Below are 20,696 nucleotides of genomic sequence, written 5' to 3'. Positions count from 1 at the left end.
TAAAGTGATTCAGATACGAGACGGTGCCGTATTGAAATGGGTCTAGGCTCGTCGGTATGACAACTCCTGCCGACCGCGCACCATCCGGTCCGCGCATATCCGAGGCGGTGCACCGGCGCCGCTGGGCCATCCTCGGCGTGCTCATGCTGAGCCTGCTGATCGTGGTGCTCGACAACTCGATCCTGAACGTCGCCGTCAAGACCATCTCCACCCCGGCTCCGGTCGGCCTCGGTGCCACCCAGAGCCAGCTGGAGTGGGCGATCAACGCCTACACCCTCGTCTTCGCCGGCCTGCTGTTCACCGCCGGCCTCGTCGGCGACCGCCTGGGCCGCAAGAAAGTGCTCGTCGGCGGCCTCCTGGTCTTCGGTGTCGGGTCGGCCTTCGCCGCCGAGTCCGGCTCCGCGGACCAGCTGATCGCCTTCCGTGCCCTGATGGCCCTCGGTGCCGCCTTCGTGATGCCCGCCACCCTGGCCGTCCTGATGAACGTCTTCGAGCGTGAGGAGCAGCCCAAGGCGATCGGCATCTGGGCCGGCGGTGTCGGCCTCGCCATCGCCATCGGCCCGATCACCGGCGGTGTGCTGCTGGACCACTTCTGGTGGGGCTCGGTCTTCCTCGTCAACGTACCGATCGTGATCATCGCGCTCGCCCTGATGTTCTGGCTGGTGCCGGACTCACGCGACCCGCGCCCGGGCCGCCTCGACCCCGTCGGCGTGGTCCTCTCCGTCGTGGGCCTGGTCCTCCTCGTCTACGGCATCATCAAGGGCGGCGAACTCGCCGACTTCACGGACGCCAAGGTGCTCGCCACCATCGCCGCGGGCCTCGTGGTGCTCGCCGCCTTCGTGATCTTCGAGAAGCGCAGCGACCACCCGTCCCTGGACGTCACCTACTTCAAGAACAAGGTCTTCTCGGCCGCCATGGCCGCCATCGCGCTGGTCTTCTTCGCGCTGATGGGCGTGACCTTCTTCTCCGTCTTCTACACCCAGAGCGTGCGCGGCTACTCGCCCCTGCAGTCCGGTCTGCTGCTGCTCCCGCTGGCCGTCGCGCAGATGATCTTCGCGCCGCGGGCCCGGCTGGTGGTGCAGCGGTTCGGCAACAAGGCCACCACCGCGGGCGGCCTGGTGCTGATCGCCGTCACCCTGGGTGCCTTCGCCACCTTCGAGGCCGACACGCCGATCTGGATCCTTGAGATCGTCTTCTTCCTGATGGGCTTCGGCATGGCGCACATCATGACGCCGACCTCGGTCGTCATCATGCAGGCCCTGCCCCGCGAGAAGGCCGGTTCCGCGTCCGCGCTCAGCAACACCTTCCGCCAGGTCGGCGGCGCCCTCGGTATCGCCGTGCTCGGCTCGGTGCTCTCGACGGCGTACCGCAACGGCATCGAGGGCAAGCTCGGGGCGCTGCCGCCCGGGCTGCGCGACACCGCCGGCGAGTCCATCGAGGCCACGCTCGGCGTCGCCGCCAAGCTCGGCGCGCAGGGCAAGGGCCTGGTCACCCCCGCCAACGACGCCTTCCTGCACGCCATGCACACCACCGCCCTGTGCGGCGCGGTGGTCGCACTGATCGGCGCCGTGGTCGTGGCCCTCTTCCTCCCGGGAAAAGCACCGGCGGGTCAGCAGGACGACCGCGAACAGGAGTTGGTCGTAGCGGCGGAATGACGAACGGCTGAAGCCCGGCACCGGCAGGGCGACGGCCCCCGGACCCCGGGCGCCGCGGGAACGGTGGGGACCGTGGGTACGGGGGGCCCACGAGGGAAGCCTCGTGGCGACAACGGGGGGAGGCTTCGGCTGCGGGAGGATTCCCGTGGTCAGTGAGAGGACGGTATGACGTGACGCTTGCCGACAGCGGCCCGCGGTCGATGGCTCCGGCCCGGGGCCGCCCCCGGAGCGAGGCGGTGGAAGTCGCCATCGTGGAGGGTGTGATGAAACTCCTGGAGGACGGCGTACCGCTCGGCGAGCTGTCCATCGAGCGGATCGCCCGGACCGCCGGCGTCGGCAAGGCCACCATCTACCGCCGCTGGAACGGCAAGGAGGAGCTCTTCGTCGACGTCATGCGCGCCGCCGAGCCCCCCGACCCCGAACTCCCCGGCACCTCCATGCGCGACGACCTGGTGGTGCTCCTCGAATCGCTGCGGCAACGGGGACTGATGAACCGTTCGTCGGCGATCCTGCACAACGTGTACGCCCAGATGAAGAGCAGCCCCCGCATCTGGAACGCCTACCACACCAGCGTCGTCAACCCCCGGCGCGAACTGGGCAGGGAAGTGCTGCGCCGGGGCCAGCGCAACGGCGAACTCCGCGCCGACATCGACATCGAACTGGCCAACGACATGTTCACCGGCCCGATGCTGCTCAGGGCGATCCTGCGCCCGGAGGCGGATCTCCCCGAGGGCCTGGCCGAACAGATCGTCGACGCCGTGCTGGCGGGTCTCGGGCCCGTCGCCGCACCGGAGCCGTGAGCGGGGAGTGTTCGCGTTTCGTCACAGTGCCCGCCGACCCGCCGGTAACCGGAACTCCTCCCCTCGGCCCGTTCGTCCTCGTCTTCCGTACGGCCGTCATGGGACGGCGGGAGAGGAGCCGATCATCCCCTAGGGTCGTATCCGGGGGACGACGGTGTGCACGGCAGGTTGTGAGGCAGACGGTATGGCGCAGCAGGCGTACATGACGGAGACGGACAACGGAGGCTCGGGACCCGAGCGCCGGGGAGACCGGTTCCGGCGCCTGGTGAACCGGTTGCTGTCCGGCTGGCGCGACGATCCACGCATCTGGCGCCGGGGCGTCGTCACCGCGGTGGTGGCGCTGCTCCTGGCCGGGGTGATGCTGCTGCACTCCCGCATCCCCAACCGGATCGGCAACCTCGGCAGTCTCACCGAGACCTTCCTGCCCTGGCTGGGCCTGCTGATCCCGGTGCTGCTCCTGCTCGGCCTGGTGCGCAGGTCGGCGACCGCGCTGATCGCCGTACTGCTCCCGGGGATCGTCTGGCTGAACATGTTCGGCGGACTGCTCACCGGCAAACAGGCCACCGGCGGCGACTTCATGGTGGCCACCCACAACGTCAACGCCGAGAACCCCGACCCGACCGGCACGGCCGCTCAGCTCGCCTCCTCCGGCGCCGAGGTGCTGGCCCTGGAGGAGCTGACGGCGTCGGCCGTGCCGACGTACGAGAAGGCGCTGGCGTCGACGTACAAGTACCACGCGGTCGAGGGCACCGTCGGACTGTGGAGCAAGTACCGCCTCACCGGAGTGAAGGCCGTCGACATCAAGCTCGGCTGGACGCGTGCGATGCGGGCCACCGTCGCCACCCCGGACGGCCCCCTCGCCGTCTACGTGGCCCATCTCCCCTCCGTCCGGGTCAAGATGAACGCCGGCTTCACCGCCCGGCAGCGCGACACGAGCGCGGACGCGCTGGGCGAGGCCATCGTCGACGAGAGCCTGCCCCGGGTGATCCTCCTCGGCGACCTCAACGGCACGATGAACGACCGTTCCCTCAACGCCGTCACCTCGCAGCTGCGCTCCACGCAGGGCGCGGCGGGCAGCGGCTTCGGGTTCAGCTGGCCGGCCTCGTTCCCGATGGCGCGCATCGACCAGATCATGGTCAGGGGCGTGCAGCCGGAGAGCTCCTGGACCCTCCCGAGGACCGGCAGCGACCACCTCCCGGTCGCCGCACGGGTGAACCTCACCACATCGGGTTCGTAGAAACCGCTGGTCAACCGCTTGCCATCGGCCTTGTGAGGACAACCGGACACTGCGCCGTAACCTTGCGGAATACTCGGCCTGGGAGACTTTGTTCCGTAGCTGAACTTAGAACGCACGGAACCCTGCTCCCCGAAAGGCAGCGCCCTTCATGCCCCTGGCCCTGCTCGCCCTGGCCGTCGGCGCTTTTGGTCTCGGCACCACCGAGTTCGTGATGATGGGCCTGCTGCCCGACGTCGCCGACGACCTGCACATCTCGATCCCCGCCGCCGGCCACCTGGTCTCGGCGTACGCGCTGGGCGTCGTCATCGGCGCCCCGCTGCTGGCCGCGCTCACCGCGCGCCTGCCCCGCCGCACGGTCCTCATCTCCCTGATGGCCCTGTTCGTCGCGGGCAACGCGCTCTCCGCGCTGGCTCCCGGCTACGACTCCCTTCTGGCCGCCCGCTTCCTCAGCGGCCTCCCGCACGGCGCCTTCTTCGGCGTCGGCGCGGTCGTCGCCACCAGCGTGGTGGCACCGGAGCGCAAGGCCCGCTCCGTCTCCCTGATGTTCATGGGCCTGACCGTCGCCAACATCGCGGGCGTCCCGGTCGCCACCCTCATGGGCCAGCACCTCGGCTGGCGGGCCACTTTCCTGGGCGTGAGCCTGATCGGCGTCGCCGCGATGGCCGCCGTCTTCTTCCTGATCCACCCCACGCACACCCCGGCCCCGGCGTCCGGTCTGCGCGGCGAACTCTCCGCCCTGCGCTCCCTGCCCGTCTGGCTGGCCCTCGCCACCACGGTGGTCGGCTTCGGCGCGCTCTTCTCCGCGTACAGCTACATCACGCCGATGCTGACGGACGCCGCCGGCTACGCCGCTTCGAACGTCACCCTGCTCCTCGCCCTGTTCGGCGTCGGCGCCACCATCGGCAACCTGGCCGGCGGCCGCCTCGCCGACCACACGATGCGCGGCACGCTGTTCGGCGGCCTGGTGTCGATGGTCGCGGTGCTGCTCCTCTTCCCGGTCCTGATGCGGACGGAGTGGAGCGCGGCCCTCGCGGTCGTCCTGCTGGGCGTGGCGGCCTTCGTCACCGGCTCGCCCCTCCAGCTGATGGTCATGGAGCGGGCGGCCGCGGGCCCCTCCCTCGCCTCCTCCGCCAACCAGGCGGCCTTCAACCTCGCCAACGCCGGCGGCGCCTGGATCGGCGGCGTGGCCCTGGCCGCGGGCTTCGGCGTCACGTCCCCGGCGCTGGCGGGCGCGGCCCTCGCCGTCCTGGGCCTGGGCGTGGCGAGCGTGGCGCACGCGGTGGACCGGCGCCGGGACGTTCCGGCACCGGTCCGTGACCGGGTGGTCGCCTCGCACGTTCCACAGCCCGCGGAGCCGGTGCACTCCGCCTGACCGCCCGGTTCCCGGCAGGCCCGCTGGTGTGCGCCGCGCATCCGGCCGTCAACCGGCAGGGGGAGTGGTCACCTTCGGGTGAAGCGGTTCGGACGGGACGCCGACGGCCCGATCTGCCTACGATGATGCTCTCGACACCAGCCCCTGGGAGGCACGCGATGTCCGCCGCAGCCATCGAGCAGCCCTTCGACGACGAGCCGTTCTCGCTCACGGCCATCGCCGACGAGATCATGGAGCGCCATCCGGGCTACCGCGTCGAGATCATCGGAGGCCACCTCCTCGTGACCCCATCACCGGATGCCCCTCACGCCCGTGCCCTGACCGGCCTGATGATTCCCTTCATCGCAGCCGGTCTGCACGGAGAGGAAACCGAGGTCCTCCAGAACGTCGGCCTCTGGCTGCCCGCCGGAGCCGAGGACTACGCCATCCCCGACCTCGCGATCGTGGACGCCGACATCGACGACCACCTCGTCGAGAACAACGCCTACGACCCGGTCTGCTTCCGTCTCGTCCTGGAGGTCACCTCCAGCAACTGGAAGGACGACCTGAAGACCAAGGCCGTCGCGTACGCCCAGGCCAAGGTGCCGGTCTACGTGATCGTCGACCGCAAGCACCAGCGCGTCCACGTGCTCACCGATCCCAGCGGGGAGCAGTACGAGCACCACCGCCCGTACTCGCCGGGCGAGTCCGTCACGCTGCCCCAGTCGATCGGCGCCCGGGTCGTCCTCGATGTCGACCAGATCCTCAAGGCCGCCCAGAAGAAGGCCACCTGACCGCGTCCGCCTCTGCGGCGACGAGCCGCACGTCGTGCACCGGACACCGCCCCTCCTGTCCCGGAGGGGCGGTGTCCGCGCTTGCTGGGATACCAGGACTCGAACCTGAACTAACGGAACCAGAAACCGTCGGGCTGCCAATTACCCCATATCCCATTCGCACCGAAGACCGCGGGAGCTCGGTCGGCCGGGCGTCGCCCTGCCGCGTGTCGCTGTAGGGCGTTGCCCAACCTATCCGCGCGCTGCGCGGTCCGCCGTGAGGCGCGAGGGGTGTGTCGGCCGGAGTCCTGGCCGTGCTCTCCTCCCGGACCACGCGCGGGCTTCGACCCGTTCGGCGCCTTCGGGCAGAAACCCATCCTGCCGTGTCCGGGGCCGGTTCGCCGGTCACCGGAGCCGATCGGGGGATTCCTCGCGCCGATCGGCTCGCCCGATTGCGGGACGGAGTGGTGCGGCCATAACTTCGGCATGTCGGAAATATTCCGAAAAGGTAAACAGTGTGTCTTATGTTTGCCTTCCTGTGACATCGAAACGGAGCATTCATGTCGGTGATGACCGGTACCCCGCCCCTGCAGCAGTTCGGCCAGCAGTTCGGCCAGCAGCAGTACGCCGGGCCGCAGCAGCTCGCGCAGGTCGTCCAGCAGTCCATCCAGCAGGCCTGCCAGCAGGCGAGCCAGCAGATCGCGCAGCGCATGCAGCAGACGCTGCAGCAGATCCAGCAGGTCCAGCAGCAGCTGCAGCAGCAGGGCATCGCCCACCACGCCCACCCCTACCTGGCCGTCGCGCTGCACCACTCCCTGGTGCAGGGCGTGCGCAGCGCCGTTGAGCAGTCCGTGCAGCAGGCGCTGCCGACCGCGATCCTGACGCTGGTTCAGCAGAGCCAGCAGGGTCAGCAGGGTCAGCAGGGCCAGCAGAGCCAGCAGCAGTGGGGCGGCGGGTTCGGCCAGCAGTCGTACGGCCAGCAGTACCCGCAGCAGTACCAGCAGCCCGGCTACGGCTTCGGCCCGATGGGTCAGCACTTCGGTATCGGCTGACGCGAGGCAGTGCCCTGTGCGGTGTGCCCGGGACTGGTTCCCGGGCACACCGCACAGCCACGGAAGGCACGAGCCGCCCGTCAGACGGATCAGAAGCGCGGAAACCGACGTAGGCATGGTTGAGGTGGATGTAATGGTCAAGGACAGGCCCGGAAGCAAGCCCAGGAGCAGCCGCCAGAGCGAATCCGAGGGCGCGGGGGCCGGCGGGCCGGGCCCCGAGGAGAAAACGACGCCACGCAAGAAGGGCGGATCGTCGCCGATCGCGGTACAGCCGCGCCGGTCCCGCTACATGGTGACCCCGCTGCCGCAGCAGCTGCTGCCCGTGGGAGTGCCCGAACTCGGCATGGACGCGGTGTGCGACCACCTGGAGCGGATGCCCGAGGTCACGGTGGTCCGCAGACTCACCCCGTCGGACAAACTTCAGTCGGCGGGAGTGCAGCCCTCCTGCCCCGAACTCGTGGTCGTCGAGGCCGCCGAAGCCCAGGTGCCGGCGATGCGGTCGCTGCATGTGCACATCGAGCCGGATCTGCCGCTGGCCACGGGTGTACCCGTCGCCATGCCGGCCGCGGGGTTGCTGCCGCTGCGCGACCCGGGGCTGGTCATGCCGCTGGAGAAGCCCCTGGAGGTCTCGATCAGTGTCTGCGGTCCGGACGCCGAACCGCTGGCCGGTGCGGGCGTGTTCCTGATCGGGGCGGCATGGCCGAGCCAGGGCGTCACCGGCCCCGACGGGAAGGTCACCCTCACGCTTGCGACGGAGACCGCGCAGTCCGTGCAGGCACTGTACGTCCGGCCCGAGGGCGGCTACACGGACCGCTGGATCCACCGCCCCGAACTCTCGGCGACCCAGGACAACCTGGTCACCCTCACGCCGCTCGCCAAGGTCTACCCGGAACTGGACCAGCGGCAGAGTTACGGCTGGGGCCAGCAGGCCATGCGGCTGGACCGGCTGCCACCCACGTTCCGTGCCTTCGGCACCAAGATCGCCGTCATCGGTACGGGCGTCAGCGTCGACCACCCCGACCTGAAGCAACGGGTGCGCTCCGGCGCCGACCTCGTGCGCGGCACGAAGGAGGGCTGGGCCCACGATCCGGTCGGCACCGGTACCCACGCGGCAGGCATCATCGTCGGGGCGGACACGGGCAAGGGCGTCATCGGCATCGCCGTCGACGCCGAACTCGAGGTCTGCGAGATCATGCCCGACGGCCACTTCAGCGACCTGATCGCGGCCCTGGACCACTGCGTCGAGCAAGAGGTGGACATTGCCCACATCCAGGTGGCGGCCCCGTACCCCTCGTCGCTGGTCTCCCGCAAACTCGCCGATGCCACCGCGGCGGGCATCGCCTGCATCGCTCCGGTCGGCGACAGCGGCGGACCGGTCTCCTTCCCCGCCTCCCTGCCCACCGTCTTCGGCGTGGGCGCCCTGGGAGCCTTCGGCACCTACCCGCCCGACACCTCCCAGGCCACCCACATCGGGCCGCAGTTGAGCCCGGAGGGGCTGTTCGCCGCGCCGTTCAGCTGCCACGGTCCCGGAGTGAACGCCGCCGCCCCCGGCGTCTCGGTCCTGTCCTGTTCCCCGGACGGCGGCTACACCGCCCTCGACGGCACCGGCACCGCGTCCGCCCACATCGCGGGCCTGGCCGCGCTCGTGCTGGCCCACCACGAGGACTTCCACGGCCAGCTGCTGCCCCGGGGGCCGGGCCGCGTACAGCACCTCTTCGGGATTCTCGCCGCCAGCTGCCGCCCGCTCGCCGCACCGGGAACACTGGACGCGGCCCGTACCGGGTGCGGTGTGCCCGACGCTCTTGCCGCCCTCGGCCTGGCCCACGGCCCCCAGCTCGGCCCGGCCCTGTCTCCGTTCGCCCCGTCCATGATGGGGTAACTCCCTCTCCCGGCCCGTGAGCCGGATACTCCGGATCCTCCGGGTACTCCGGCCGGGGCGAAAGCCTTCCGCTCGTCGTCATGCGGAGGGGGTGCGGTCGCCAGGACCAGGACCCCACGCCCCTCCGCCCGGCGGGTCGGCCGATCGGCGGCTCCACGGCCACCTGCCGGCGTACGCGCACAGGAACGGCCGTCGGGCGCGACCGGGTCGGCGTTCAGGTGCGACCACGTGCATGGGCCGTTCGTGAGGTGGCCGAGCGGCACGGGGGCCGAACCGGTCTTCTTCATCGTCCTCACGGTCGGACGGCCGTCGCCTGCGGCGAAAGCCGCGGCGGTGATTCCTCGCGAAGGGGCGGATGGCTGATCTCGCACCAGACCGTCTTGCGGTCCGGGCCCCGGTCCACGCCCCAGCGATCGGTCAGCGCGTCGAGGACGGCCAGGCCGCGCCCCGACTCCGCCGTCTCCGTGGCGGGGAGCACGGCGGGCAGCGTCCGTGGATCGGAGTCGGTCACCTCGATCCGGGTACGGCCGTGCTCGTGAGCGCCCATGACCCGGACGGTGACCGGCGTTCCCTCGCCGACGTGCTCGATCACGTTCGCCAGCAACTCCGTCGCGCACAGCCGGACGTCGAAGGCGTGGTCGCGGAGCATGTGACGCAGCTCCGGCGCCGCCTTCGCGGTGGCCGCCAGGTGGAGTTCGAGGTGCGTCGTCATCGTTCCGCCACCGCCGTCTTCCTGAGCGCGGCGGCGAGCGCCCGCGCCGTCGCCGTGTTGCAGTTCCCGAGCGCGACGAGGCCGGCGGGCGGTGAGTACGTGCCCGCGAAGCCCGCGAGGTCGACGCGCAGGGACGGGAGCGAGATGCCGTGTTCGGCCAGGGCGGTGCGGAGGTCCTCGACGCAGAGGGCGACGTCGTAGGCGGTGGGGGAGGGATCGGGCATAAGGCCGGGCTACCTTCTGTGCGTTGTGTGACGAATCCCTCACAGAGTGTCGCCCCGCTCGCTACCGTGGAAGGGCGTTCGCGTACGCGACGCGAACTGCGGAAACAGCCCCATGAGTTACGGCGGTGAGCGCGTGGCCCGACGCAAGGACATCGACGGCTCTTCGAGTGTCCCCGGCTTCTACGGCAAGGAGTTGAGGTGGAAGCGGGAGGTGGCGGGACTGTCCCTGGAGAAGCTCGTCGAGGGCAGCTTCTACGGCAAGTCGCATCTGAGCGACATCGAACGCGGCGAACGCCGGATGCCGTTGGAACTGGCCCGGCATGTGGATCGGGTGCTGGGGACGGACGGGTACTTCGAGCGGCATTGCGAGGATGTGCGGAGGGCGAGGAGATCTGGTCACGCCGAGTACTTCGAGAAGGTCCTGGAGGCGGAGAAGCAGGCCACGACCATCGAGGAGTGGTGTCCGATGCTTATCCCAGGGCTGCTTCAAACTCCGGCTTACGCGAGGGCCGTGATCCTGGCCGGCCTTCCGCTGTCCCTTGACGAGGAGGTGGAGGAGAAGGTCAGCGCCCGGATGGCACGCGCCGCCCTCTTCGAGGCGAACCATCACACTCCCGAGTACTGGGTGATCCTGCACGAGTCATTGATCAGTGATCCGCTGCTTGCGCCGCAGGGCATGACTGCACAGCTCGACCGAGTCGTGGAGTTGGCTGAGCGTCGACGGATCACTCCGCAGGTTCTGTTGCGGAAGTGTGTAGCGCACCCCTTCATGACCGGCGCGGCCATGATCATGACCTTCCCCGATGCCCCGCCGCTGTTCTACACGGAGGCGCTGCACAGCGGGGACACCATCGACGATATTGCGCTCGTGCATGAGTACCGCAGGTCTTACGATCGGCTCAGGGCCGTCGCACTGTCACCGGAGACGTCCCTGGCCATGATCAAGTCAGCGGCAGAGGACTACCGAAATGGCAAGCAACCGGATCGACTTGAGTGATGCGCTCTGGCTCAAGAGCAGTTACAGCAATGCGAGCGGTGGCAACTGCGTAGAGGTCGCCCGCGACTTCCCCGGCGCCGCCCTGTGGCGTAAGTCGAGCTACAGCAACGGTGACGGCGGTGAATGTGTCGAGGTCGCCGGTGGCTTCCCCGGCGCCGCCCTCTGGCGCAAGTCCAGCCACAGCAACGGCGACGGCGGCAACTGCGTCGAAGTCGCCGGCAACATCCCCGGCCTCGTCCCCGTCCGCGACTCCAAGTCTCCCGAGGGTCCCGCCCTCCTCCTCCCGGCCGCCGCCTGGGCCCCCTTCGTCGCCTCCCTCAAGCGGGCGCAGCACAACGGGGCGTGAGGTCTGCGAAGACCCCACGCCCCGTTGTCGGTCAAGCCGCGCGCGGCGGATCAGTGCTTGCGGTGCGCCTGCGACTTGTACGACTCGACGTAGCCGGCCGCCGGGGTGCCGACGCCCGTGACGTCGTCATAGCCCTTGACCGCGGACAGGGAGCTGTCCTTGCCGAGGCTGCGGACCGAGGTCAGCAGGCCGTCGGTGGCGTCGTAGCCGTTGGCGAAGTCGACGCGGGCGACCGCGAGGTCCTTGCCGGTCGGCTCGTCCGTGACGTCGTGGTAGACCTTCGTGCCGTACCTGGAGTAGATCAGCGGGTTGGCGAAACCGATCGCCTTGCCGCCGCGCGCCTCCTGGGCGAGGGCCTGGACGGCGGCGATGACCGGCGCGGCCAGCGAGGTGCCGCCGATGCGGTACTCGCTGTACGCCTCGGTGCCGTCCGCCTGGGTCTGCGTCTGGCCGACCTTGAAGCCCGTGTTGGGGTCCGCGATCGCCGAGATGTCGGGGACGACCCGGTTGCCGGCGGCGCTGTTGGCCGTGGCCAGCGCCTTCGGGACGACGTTCTTCTGGTAGTACGGCTCGCCGACCGTCTTGCTGGTGCCGCCGCCCGCGCCCGAGGTGAAGGCGCCGGGGAAGTTGGTCCAGCTCTTGCCGTCGGCCGACAGCGAGGCCTTCTCGGTGCCCCAGCCGGTCTCCCACAGGTACTTGTCGCCCTTGCCGACGGCCAGCGAGGTACCGCCGACCGCGGTCACCCACGCGGAGTTGGCCGGCGTGTCGACCTGCTTCGTCTTGGTGTTGGCGACCTCGTCGCCGTTGTCACCGGAGGAGAAGTAGAAGCCGATGCCCTGCACCGCGCCCAGCTGGAACACCTGGTCGTAGGCGGCCGCGAGGTCCGGGGTCTGGTTGGCCTCGATGTCGCCCCAGGAGTTGGAGACGATGTCGGCCAGGTGGTTGTCGACGACCTTGCTGAGCGAGGCCAGCAGGTCGTCGTCGTAGCAGGAGGCGGCGCCCACGTAGGTGACGTCGGCGTTCGGCGCGACCGCGTGCACGGCCTCGACGTCGAGGGTCTCCTCGCCGTACCAGCCGGCCGCGCCGCACTCCTCGGTCTTGGTGTAGGTGTCCGGCAGCGCCTGGTGCAGCTGGCTGGTCTTCCAGGCCGCGTCGCCGTGCGCCTTGGCGTAGGTGCCGGCGTCGAAGGCGATGGTCGGCGAGGCGTACGCGTCGGTGATCGCGACGCGCACGTGCTTGCCGGTGTACTTGCCGGCGCCGTAGGCGGCCCGCAACTGCTTGCCGGTGTAGCCCTCGACGGCGTACGGGATCTTCGTGCCGTACGCGTCCGGCAGCGTGGTCGCGATGTTCGAGCCGTAGTACGAGGAGAACGGCCCGGAGTTCTTGAACACGGAGTCCGGCGGCGGCAGCGTGTCGTCGTGGCTCGCCTTGTGCGGCGCGCTGTCCAGGCCGGTGACGGTCAGGACTGCGGCGCTGACGGAGGCCGGCACCGAGGCGGTCTTCGCGGGGGCGCGGTAGGTCTTGGAGCCCTTGGCGTAGTTGTGCATCTGCGTGCCGAACGCCTGCTCGGCGGCGGACACGTCGCCGGTGACGGCGATGTAGTGCTGGGTGACCTCGGTGACCGTCAGGCCGGACGCGGTCAGCCAGGACTTGACGGCCTTCACCTGGGCCTTGGTGGCGCCGTAGCGGGCCTGGACCTGCTTGGCGCTGAGGTACTTGCCGTAGAGCGGCGAGCTGGGGTCGGACACCGCCTTCGCGTAGGCCGCGAGGCCCTTGGCGTCCTGGCCGGCCAGGTAGACCCGGGCCTTGACCTGCGCGCTGTCGGAGGTTGCGCCCTTGTCCGCCTTGGCCGTGGCCCAGGCGGGCTTGGTGCCCTTCAGGGCTTCACGGGCCGGGCTGTCCGCGGCGTGCGCCGCGGGTATGCCGAGTGCGAGCGCGCCGGCGATCATCGGCAGTGTCGCTGCCATGCTCACGCTGGCCCGCACCTTGGCACGGTTGGATCTCATACTGCCCCCTGCTATGCGGTTCGACGCATGGAGTGGTCGGTCGTCCGTGATCACCGGGAGGCCTGCGGCGGATCGGCCCGTGAATGGATCACACGGTGGAGGTCACTCTTTCGGCGAACTGTTCATGTCAGGGGAATGAGAAAGCCAAGGAAATCCCAAGTGAGCGTTGATTAGGGCCTTTTGGTCCACTTTCGACTGCGCGCAGAACATTACAGATCGGTTGCGATTGTTGCCGATCGCTTGCGGTGCCGTTAAGTCGACAAATCGCCCACCTGGTAAGGCGGTTCGGTGTCGTCCGCGCGGCGGTTCAGCCGCGCGGCCCGGCGCCCCGCTCCCGCAGCATCTGCTTCATCGTCGTCAGCTCCGACTGCTGCGCGTCCACCATGCCCTGGGCGAGGCTCTTCTCCACCGCGACGGTGCACCTGGCCACGCACCCCTCGGCCATGTGGATACCGCCCTTGTGATGGTCCGTCATCAGCTGGAGGTAGAAGATCTCCGCCTGCTTGCCGTTCAGGGTCCCCAGCTTCTTCAGCTCGGTGTCGGTCGCCATGCCCGGCATCAGCGAACCGTCCCCGCGCTCGGGCATGTCGCCCATGCCCATCCAGGACATCGGCGGCTTCGCCGAGACCTTCGGCAGGTCCCACAGGTCCAGCCAGCCCAGCAGCATGCCGCGCTGGTTGGCCTGCGTCTGTGCGATGTCGTAGGCGAGCCGGCGCACTTCCGGGTTCTTCGTGCGGTCGCGGACCAGGTACGACATCTCCACGGCCTGCTGGTGATGGACCGCCATGTCCCGCGCGAACCCCGCGTCCGCCCCGTCCGCGCCCGGGACGCTCAGGCCCCCGCCACCGCCGCCGTCCTCGGCGGCCGCGTAGGTGATCGCACCGGCGGCGACCAGCACCGCCGCGGCCGTCCCGGCGATCCAGCCGATGTGTTTCCTCACGTCACATCGTCCCGCCGGTGCAGGAGGCACCCGGCTCCGGGGTCTGCTTGCCCTGCACGTACGTCTCGAAGAACTTGCCGACCTTCGGGTCGTCGGCGCTCGTCACGCTCAGCTGGTGCCCCCACGCCGAAAGCTCGATCGGCGAGGTCTGGTTCGCGTACGGGCTCATCAGCGAGTACGGCGTCTGCTTCACCTTCGCCGCCAGCTTGTCCACGTCCGGCTTCTTCGCCTTGTCGGTGTACGTCACCCAGACCGCGCCGTGCTCCAGGGCGTGCACGGCGTTCTCGTCCTTCACGGCCTTGGTGTAGACGTCGCCGTTGCAGTTCAGCCAGACCGGGTTGTGGTTGCCGCCGACCGGCGGGTGCATCGGGTAGTCCACGGTCCCCGTGACGTGGGTGCGGGACAGCTTGCCCGTCCAGGTCCGCACGCCGTCGCCGCCGGTCACGAAGTGCCCGGAGTCCCCGGAGGCGCCCTTCGAGCCGCTCGCGCTGTCGCTCTTGTCCGACTGCGAGTTGACGAGTACCACTCCGCCGACGACGAGACCGGCGACGACCACGACACTCGCGCCGACCGTCAGGATCCGGTTGCGCCGCTCACGTGCCTGTTCGGCACGCCGCATCTCCTCTATGCGTGCCTTGCGCGCTGCGTTGGTGCTCTTCTTGGCGGTGGCCATGACCGTGTCCTTCTTGGGGGAAAGGGACGTGGAGGATGGGGCCCGCTGATCGTAGTGGGGGAGACGGGGGCGGTCGTAGGGAGGGCAAAGGAAAGAACTGGAAAGATCCCCGTCCGACAGGAGACCGATAAGTTGAACGGCGGATGCGTATTACCTACGCTGGCTGGTATGCGGCTGCTGCGCTCCACCGACCTGGCTCTGCGTCTCCTGATGCGGCTCGCCGTCGTGAGCGGCTCCAGCCCCACCACCCGCGAGGTCGCGGCGGACATGGACGTGCCGTACACGCACGCCGCGAAGGTGGTCGCGGAACTGCAGCACCTGGGGCTGGTCGACGCGCGGCGCGGCCGGGGCGGCGGGCTCACGCTGACCGAGAAGGGCCGTACGGCCTCGGTGGGAGCGCTGGTGCGGACCTTCGAGGGTGAGGGGGAGGTCGTCGAGTGCGAGGGCGACAACCCGTGTCCCCTCAACTCCGACTGCCGTCTCAGGGGCGCCCTGCGCCGGGCCCGGGAGGCGTTCTTCGCGGCCCTGGACCCGGTGACGGTGGCGGACATGGTGGTGGCGCCGACGGGGCCCTTGCTGCTCAGCATTTCCAAGAGGCCGGGGGCGGTCTGAGGCGCCCACGGGGGTGCCGCGGGCTGCCGCCGGCGGCGCGGTGCCGTCGTGGCTTGTCGCGCCCACGAGGCGGCAGCCGCACACCGGACAGGGCCCGGCGCCCCTAGCCTGAGCGCCTGTTTTCAGCCCCGGTCGGAGGGGGCCCGGGTCGCCCCTGACCCGCCGGTCGTGGTGACCGGCGGGTCCACTGGCTGGGAGTTCGGGTCGAGGTCAGACGGGGTTGAAGGTGAGGGGGGCGGTGGTGGTGGCGGCGGGGTGGCCCGGGGAGCCGGCGAAGGTGGCGGTGTAGTGGCTGGCGGTGATGAGGGTGGCGGACACGGGGGTGTTGGTGAGGGTGGCGGTGCCGTTCGCGTCGGTGACGGCGGCGCCGAGGGTGACGGGGCCGGTGGAGGGGGTGGCCGTGAAGGTGATGGTCTGGCCGGGGATGGGGGTGCCGGAGACCTGGTCGGTCAGGGTTGCGCTGAGGGCGGGGATGTAGTACTGCCTGGTGGCCAGGTTCAGGCGGATGACGGCCGGGGTGGCGCTCAGCGTGGTGGCGGCGGAGACGTAGGTGAATCCGCCGGGCAGGCTCGCGCTGCCGATCTCGTTGGTGACGGTGACGGTGACGGTGGCGGGGCCGGGTGTGCCGGGCGGGGTGGTGGCGATGAGCGCGGTGCCGTCGAGGTTGTAGAAGAGGTTGGTGGCCGGCTGGCCGCCGATGGTGACGGTGGCGCCGAACAGGTCGGTGCCGGTGAGGGTGACCTGCGTGCCGCCGGCTGCGCTGCCCTGCGCCGGGCTGATGCCGGTCAGCGTGGGCGGGCCTGGAAGGACGCTGACAGTGTTCGCGTTCTGATCGGCGACGTAGGCGCTTCCGTTCGGGGCGACGGTTACGCCGGTCGGGCCGTCGCCAACGGGGATGGGGGAGCCGATGACCGTGTCGGTGACTGAATCGATCAACGACACCGTGTCCGAGTTCCCGTTCGTCACGTAGACGAGCCCGCTCGGGGCGACCGCCACCCCGGACGGGCCGTTCCCCACGGGGATGGTGGCGATGACCATGTTGGTGGTCGAGTCGATCACCGACACCGAGTTCGCGGCGAAGTTGGCCACATAGACGCGCCCGTTCGGGGCGGCCGCGAGATCGGCCGGGCCGCTGCCCACGGGGATGGTGGCGATGACCATGTTGGTGGTCGAGTCGATCACCGACACCGAGTTCGCGCTGAGGCTGGAGTTCGTCACGTAGACGCGTCCGTTCGGGGCGACCGCCGCCCCGCGCGGGACACTCCCCACGGGGATGGGGGAGCCGATGACCGTGTTGGTGGTCGAGTCGATCACCGACACGGTGTTCAAGTTCTGCTGGGTGACGAAGACGTGCCCGTTCTGGGCGGCTGCTACCCCGAACGGGCTGCCGGCGAGCGGGATGGGCGAGCCGACCAGCGAGTTCGTGGCAGTATCGATCACCGACACCGTGTCCGAGTTCGAGTTGGCGACGTAGGCGCGCCCGTTCGCGATCGCCACCCCGCGCGGCCAAACCCCCACGGGGATGGGGGAGCCGATGACCGTGTTGGTGGTCGAGTCGATCACCGACACCGTGTTCGCGCCGAAGTTGGCTACGTAGACGTTTCCGTTCGGGGCGGCCGCCAGCCGGAACGGGGTGTTCCCCACGGGGATGGTGGTCAGGCACACCTGAGCTGCGGCTGCGAGCTGCTGCGTGCTCGCGATCGCCGCGAGGGCGGTCGGCGTCGGCAGTGCGGGCAGCGAGAGCGGTTGTGCGATGGCGTTCAAGGAGAGGCCTCCTTCGAGGGGGGGTCGGACGGCCTGCGGTCGGCAACGCTGAGTAGCGTCGGCCGAGGCCGGAACCTCTCCGGAGGGCCCATGGGCGACCACGGTGTCGTGCATCATCGGCACGCAGCGGGCCGCCGACTCCGAAGAGGGTGGGCCGCCCGCCAAATGAGTTCACCCGGCTTATCCCCGCTCGCCACCCCGCCATACACGCAATCGCAAACCATCGGTGGCGAAAGGATCGTTGTGGGGGGCGCGTGGTGCCCCGCATTCACACCCCCTTCAGAAGCGGGCATCCAGAGCATCCACGTCCTCCGGATCGCCATCGGCGACGCGGAGGAACAGAGGGAACAAGGCGGGCGGGTGGTCAGGTTTCGGCCGACGCGGGTTTCCCCGGCCGGCAGGATGCGTTCGGCCGGCGGTCACTGTGACCGTTCGCCAAACGGTTCCGCTCGACGCCTCCAGGCCCTCATCTTGCACCGCGGCGAGCAGAACACCCCGTCCGAGCGGCGGTCGACGCCGGGCCACCCACCGAGCCCCGCACTCCGGGCACTCCACCTCGCCCGTGCCGTCCTGAACGGCCGCCAAGCGCCGGCGCAACCGTCGTTCCCGACGCCACTGCCTGGACCGGCACACCGACGAACACAACTCCGCCCCGGGCCTGGCTCCCGGCCTCAGCCGTTCCCCGCAGCCCCGGCAGATCCTTCCCCCGGCCCGAGCCGGCGTCCTCGGACACCAGGCCGGCGTAGGACTCGAAGCTACTCAGGACCGGGGATCAGAAACACGCATTACGGGGCGCTGACGCTCAGGCCGCCGCCAGCCACAGGTCCGGGCCGAACACCTCGTAGTGGATGTCCGCCGGAGCCACGCCCTGCTCGATCAGCTGGGTGCGCACCGCGCGCATGAAGGGGAGCGGTCCGCACAGGTACGCGCGCGTGCCGGCCGCGACCTCGATGCCGGTGAGGTCGACGAGGCCGGTGCGGGTGCCGGGCTCCGCGTCCCGCTCGTAGAAGAAGTGGACGGCGCTGTCCGGGAGCTTGGCCGCGTAGGTCTCGTGGTCGGTGCGCAGGGCGTGGTCGGCGGGGGAGCGGTCGCCGTGTACGACGGTCACCGGGGCCGAGTGGCCGTCGGCCACCAGTGCGGCGAGCATCGCCACCATCGGGGTCACGCCGATACCGGCGGAGGCGAGCAGCAGGGGGCGCTCGGCGGCGTCGCCCAGGACGAGGTCGCCGTACGGCTCCGACAGTTCGAGGACGTCACCCACCCGCACGTGCTCGTGCAGGTGGCGGGAGACCTCGCCGTCGAGCTTGACGCTGAACTGGCGGACCGACTCGCCCGGCGCGCCGGAGAGGCTGTACTGGCGTATCTGGCGGGCGCCGTCGGCGAGGGTGACGCCCACGGAGACGTACTGCCCGGCCCGGAAGCCGCGCACCGTCGGCCCGCCGTCCACCGGCCGCACCCGGAAGGTCACCACGTCGGCGGTCTCCACGACCCGCTCGACGACCTCCCACGGCCGCAGCCCCTGCAGGCCGCCGCTCTCCTCGTACAGCCGCTTCTCGATCGCGACGAGCGCGTTCGCCATCAGCCAGTAGACCTCGTCCCAGGCGGCCGCGACCTCGGGGGTGACGGCCTCGCCGAGCACCTCGGCGATGGCGGCGAAGAGGTGCTCGTGGACGATGTCGTACTGCGCGGGCGTGACGCCCAGGGAGGCGTGCTTGTGGGCGATGCGGCTCAGCATGGCGTCGGGTCGCTGGTCCGGGTGGTCCAGCAGGTGGGTGGCGAACGCGGCGATGGAGCCGGCGAGGGCCTGGCGCTGGGTGCCGGCGGCCTGGTTGCCGCGGTTGAAGAGGTTCCGCAGCAGCTCGGGGTGGGCGTCGAAGAGACGGGTGTAGAAACGCTCCGTGATCTCACCGATGGCCGCGCCCACGGCGGGGAGGGTGGCGCGGACGGTGGCGGCGGACGGCTCGGACAGCATGAGGGCTCCTTGTGGCTCGGCGTGGTTCGACCGAACGGCTCGTGATCAGACGTTATTAAAACTTGCATCTGAGATTCAAATTTATGGACCGTGGTCTCCGTCACCTGCCGGCGGCCCGGAAACCGGATCGGCCATTACGGATGTCGGCGCGAGCAGGCAAGATGGGCGTCAGGGCAGGACATCTGCCGTACGAGAGCCGTTCACGCCGGGGTCGCTCGGGCGATCAAGGTGCGCAACGCGCATGAAATGCTGTTGTGGTGTGATGCCCAGGTGCCCGACCGCCTCCCGCGGGACAGGGAGACAGGCGGCCTGACCAGCAAGGATGGGGAAGCGGAAGATGGACAAGCAGCAGGAGTTCGTGCTCCGGACGTTGGAGGAGCGCGACATCCGGTTCGTACGCCTGTGGTTCACGGACGTGCTGGGCTTCCTCAAGTCCGTCGCGGTGGCCCCGGCCGAGCTAGAGCAGGCCTTCGACGAGGGCATCGGCTTCGACGGCTCCGCGATCGAGGGCTTCGCCCGGGTCTACGAGTCCGACATGATCGCCAAGCCGGACCCGTCCACGTTCCAGGTCCTCCCGTGGCGTGCGGAGACCCCCGGCACGGCCCGCATGTTCTGCGACATCCTCATGCCGGACGGCTCCCCGTCCTTCGCGGACCCGCGGTACGTCCTGAAGCGGGCCCTGGCCCGCACCTCCGACCTCGGCTTCACCTTCTACACCCACCCCGAGATCGAGTTCTTCCTCCTGAAGAACCGCCCGCTGGACGGCTCCCGCCCCACCCCGGCCGACAACTCCGGCTACTTCGACCACACGCCCACCAGCGTCGGCATGGACTTCCGCCGCCAGGCGATCACCATGCTGGAGTCGATGGGCATCTCGGTCGAGTTCTCCCACCACGAGGGCGCGCCCGGTCAGCAGGAGATCGACCTGCGCTACGCCGACGCGCTCTCCACGGCCGACAACATCATGACGTTCCGGCTGGTCATGAAGCAGGTGGCGCTGGAGCAGGGGGTGCAGGCGACGTTCATGCCGAAGCCGTTCTCCGAGCACCCCGGCTCCGGCATGCACACCCACCTCTCCCTCTTCGAGGGCGACCGCAACGCGTTCTACGAGTCGGGCGCGGAGTTCCAGCTCTCCAAGGTCGGCCGCTCCTTCATCGCGGGCCTGCTGCAGCACGCCGCCGAGATCTCCGCGGTCACCAACCAGTGGGTGAACTCCTACAAGCGCATCTGGGGCGGCTCCGAGCGCACCGCCGGCGCCGGCGGCGAGGCCCCCTCCTACATCTGCTGGGGCCACAACAACCGCAGCGCTCTGGTCCGCGTCCCGATGTACAAGCCCGGCAAGACCGGCTCCGCGCGCGTCGAGGTCCGCTCCATCGACTCCGGCGCCAACCCGTACCTGGCCTACGCGGTCCTTCTCGCCGCCGGCCTCAAGGGCATCGAGGAGGGCTACGAGCTCCCGCCGGGCGCCGAGGACGACGTCTGGGCCCTCTCCAACGCCGAGCGCCGCGCCATGGGCATCGAACCGCTCCCCCAGAACCTCGGCGAGGCCCTCACCCTCATGGAGAACAGCGACCTGGTCGCCGAGACCCTCGGCGAACACGTCTTCGACTTCTTCCTGCGCAACAAGCGGCAGGAGTGGGAGGAGTACCGCTCCGAGGTGACCGCGTTCGAGCTGCGGAAGAACCTGCCGGTGCTTTAGGGGC

At 69.9% G+C, this 20,696-nt stretch carries 18 protein-coding genes, 1 tRNA gene and 1 pseudogene; 12 read left to right on the top strand and 8 right to left on the bottom strand.

What is annotated here, in order from left to right; translation table 11 throughout:
• Positions 1–56 precede the first annotated feature (56 nt).
• From LQ326_RS29655 to LQ326_RS29635, 5 genes are all read left to right on the top strand, one after another.
• Complete coding sequence (locus LQ326_RS29655; RefSeq protein WP_234542124.1) at positions 57–1,655, top strand: MFS transporter; 1,599 nt, start codon at positions 57–59, stop codon at positions 1,653–1,655.
• Positions 1,656–1,825: 170 nt separating this feature from the next.
• The gene (locus LQ326_RS29650; RefSeq protein WP_234542123.1) at positions 1,826–2,455 is read left to right on the top strand and encodes a TetR/AcrR family transcriptional regulator; all 630 of its coding nucleotides are present in this window, start codon (positions 1,826–1,828) and stop codon (positions 2,453–2,455) included.
• Positions 2,456–2,639: 184 nt separating this feature from the next.
• Complete coding sequence (locus LQ326_RS29645) at positions 2,640–3,692, top strand: endonuclease/exonuclease/phosphatase family protein (protein WP_234542122.1); 1,053 nt, start codon at positions 2,640–2,642, stop codon at positions 3,690–3,692.
• Between the two features lie 148 nt (positions 3,693–3,840).
• Complete coding sequence (locus LQ326_RS29640; RefSeq protein WP_234542121.1) at positions 3,841–5,064, top strand: MFS transporter; 1,224 nt, start codon at positions 3,841–3,843, stop codon at positions 5,062–5,064.
• A gap of 158 nt (positions 5,065–5,222) precedes the next feature.
• Positions 5,223–5,837 carry a Uma2 family endonuclease gene (locus LQ326_RS29635; protein WP_234542120.1) on the top strand — a complete coding sequence of 205 codons (615 nt, stop codon included), beginning with the start codon at positions 5,223–5,225 and terminating at the stop codon, positions 5,835–5,837.
• A gap of 84 nt (positions 5,838–5,921) precedes the next feature.
• Here LQ326_RS29635 and LQ326_RS29630 read toward each other — a convergent pair.
• Positions 5,922–5,993 (bottom strand) — tRNA-Gln (locus tag LQ326_RS29630).
• Positions 5,994–6,376: 383 nt separating this feature from the next.
• Between LQ326_RS29630 and LQ326_RS29625 the strand changes: the two genes are divergently transcribed.
• Positions 6,377–6,868, top strand: coding sequence for a hypothetical protein (locus LQ326_RS29625; protein ID WP_234542119.1), 492 nt, complete (start codon positions 6,377–6,379; stop codon positions 6,866–6,868).
• A 133-nt stretch (positions 6,869–7,001) separates the two neighbouring features.
• Positions 7,002–8,747, top strand: coding sequence for a S8 family serine peptidase (locus LQ326_RS29620; protein ID WP_234542118.1), 1,746 nt, complete (start codon positions 7,002–7,004; stop codon positions 8,745–8,747).
• A 292-nt stretch (positions 8,748–9,039) separates the two neighbouring features.
• Here the strand turns inward: LQ326_RS29620 and LQ326_RS29615 are convergent, their stop codons facing one another.
• On the bottom strand, positions 9,040–9,459 hold the full coding sequence (locus LQ326_RS29615; RefSeq protein WP_234542117.1) for an ATP-binding protein: 420 nt from the start codon (positions 9,457–9,459) through the stop codon (positions 9,040–9,042).
• Positions 9,456–9,683 carry a hypothetical protein gene (locus LQ326_RS29610; RefSeq protein ID WP_181802304.1) on the bottom strand — a complete coding sequence of 76 codons (228 nt, stop codon included), beginning with the start codon at positions 9,681–9,683 and terminating at the stop codon, positions 9,456–9,458. The genes LQ326_RS29615 and LQ326_RS29610 overlap by 4 nt, the downstream gene beginning before the upstream one ends.
• Positions 9,684–9,795: 112 nt before the next feature.
• Here LQ326_RS29610 and LQ326_RS29605 point away from each other — a divergent pair, with 112 nt between their 5' ends.
• The 3 genes and pseudogenes from LQ326_RS29605 (at position 9,796) to LQ326_RS29600 (ending at position 11,026) form a co-directional block, all read left to right on the top strand.
• On the top strand, positions 9,796–10,680 hold the full coding sequence (locus LQ326_RS29605; RefSeq protein WP_234542116.1) for a helix-turn-helix domain-containing protein: 885 nt from the start codon (positions 9,796–9,798) through the stop codon (positions 10,678–10,680).
• Positions 10,652–10,744, top strand: a pseudogene (locus LQ326_RS48815) (DUF397 domain-containing protein); the annotation flags it as partial. The gene LQ326_RS29605 and the pseudogene LQ326_RS48815, both read left to right, overlap by 29 nt.
• An 18-nt stretch (positions 10,745–10,762) precedes the next feature.
• Positions 10,763–11,026 carry a DUF397 domain-containing protein gene (locus LQ326_RS29600; protein WP_308402048.1) on the top strand — a complete coding sequence of 88 codons (264 nt, stop codon included), beginning with the start codon at positions 10,763–10,765 and terminating at the stop codon, positions 11,024–11,026.
• Positions 11,027–11,076: 50 nt separating this feature from the next.
• On the opposite strand, the gene LQ326_RS29595 is transcribed toward LQ326_RS29600, so the two are convergent.
• The 3 genes from LQ326_RS29595 to LQ326_RS29585 form a co-directional block, all read right to left on the bottom strand.
• Positions 11,077–12,993, bottom strand: a complete 1,917-nt coding sequence (locus LQ326_RS29595; RefSeq protein WP_234542186.1) for a S53 family peptidase — start codon at positions 12,991–12,993, stop codon at positions 11,077–11,079.
• Between the two features lie 346 nt (positions 12,994–13,339).
• Positions 13,340–13,972: a DUF305 domain-containing protein gene (locus LQ326_RS29590; protein ID WP_234542114.1), complete on the bottom strand. Its 633-nt coding sequence runs from the start codon at positions 13,970–13,972 to the stop codon at positions 13,340–13,342.
• Between the two features lies 1 nt (position 13,973).
• Positions 13,974–14,645 (bottom strand): thioredoxin-like domain-containing protein, encoded by a 672-nt coding sequence (locus LQ326_RS29585; RefSeq protein WP_234542113.1) that lies wholly within the window; start codon positions 14,643–14,645, stop codon positions 13,974–13,976.
• 168 nt (positions 14,646–14,813) lie between these two features.
• Here LQ326_RS29585 and LQ326_RS29580 point away from each other — a divergent pair, with 168 nt between their 5' ends.
• Positions 14,814–15,257: an Rrf2 family transcriptional regulator gene (locus tag LQ326_RS29580; RefSeq protein WP_234542112.1), complete on the top strand. Its 444-nt coding sequence runs from the start codon at positions 14,814–14,816 to the stop codon at positions 15,255–15,257.
• A gap of 210 nt (positions 15,258–15,467) precedes the next feature.
• On the opposite strand, the gene LQ326_RS29575 is transcribed toward LQ326_RS29580, so the two are convergent.
• Together LQ326_RS29575 and LQ326_RS29570 are read right to left on the bottom strand one after the other, a co-directional pair.
• Complete coding sequence (locus LQ326_RS29575) at positions 15,468–17,021, bottom strand: IPT/TIG domain-containing protein (RefSeq protein ID WP_234542111.1); 1,554 nt, start codon at positions 17,019–17,021, stop codon at positions 15,468–15,470.
• Between the two features lie 802 nt (positions 17,022–17,823).
• A complete protein-coding gene (locus LQ326_RS29570; RefSeq protein WP_234542110.1) occupies positions 17,824–18,993 on the bottom strand; it encodes a globin domain-containing protein in 1,170 nt (389 codons plus the stop codon).
• Between the two features lie 337 nt (positions 18,994–19,330).
• On the opposite strand from LQ326_RS29570, the gene LQ326_RS29565 reads away from it, so the two are divergent.
• Positions 19,331–20,692 (top strand): glutamine synthetase family protein, encoded by a 1,362-nt coding sequence (locus tag LQ326_RS29565; protein WP_234542109.1) that lies wholly within the window; start codon positions 19,331–19,333, stop codon positions 20,690–20,692.
• The last annotated feature ends 4 nt before the right edge of the window (positions 20,693–20,696 follow it).

It is taken from the genome of Streptomyces shenzhenensis (genome assembly GCF_021462265.1).
Classification (GTDB): Bacteria; Actinomycetota; Actinomycetes; order Streptomycetales; family Streptomycetaceae; genus Streptomyces; species Streptomyces shenzhenensis.
This window is presented reverse-complemented; position numbering and strand designations above follow the sequence as displayed.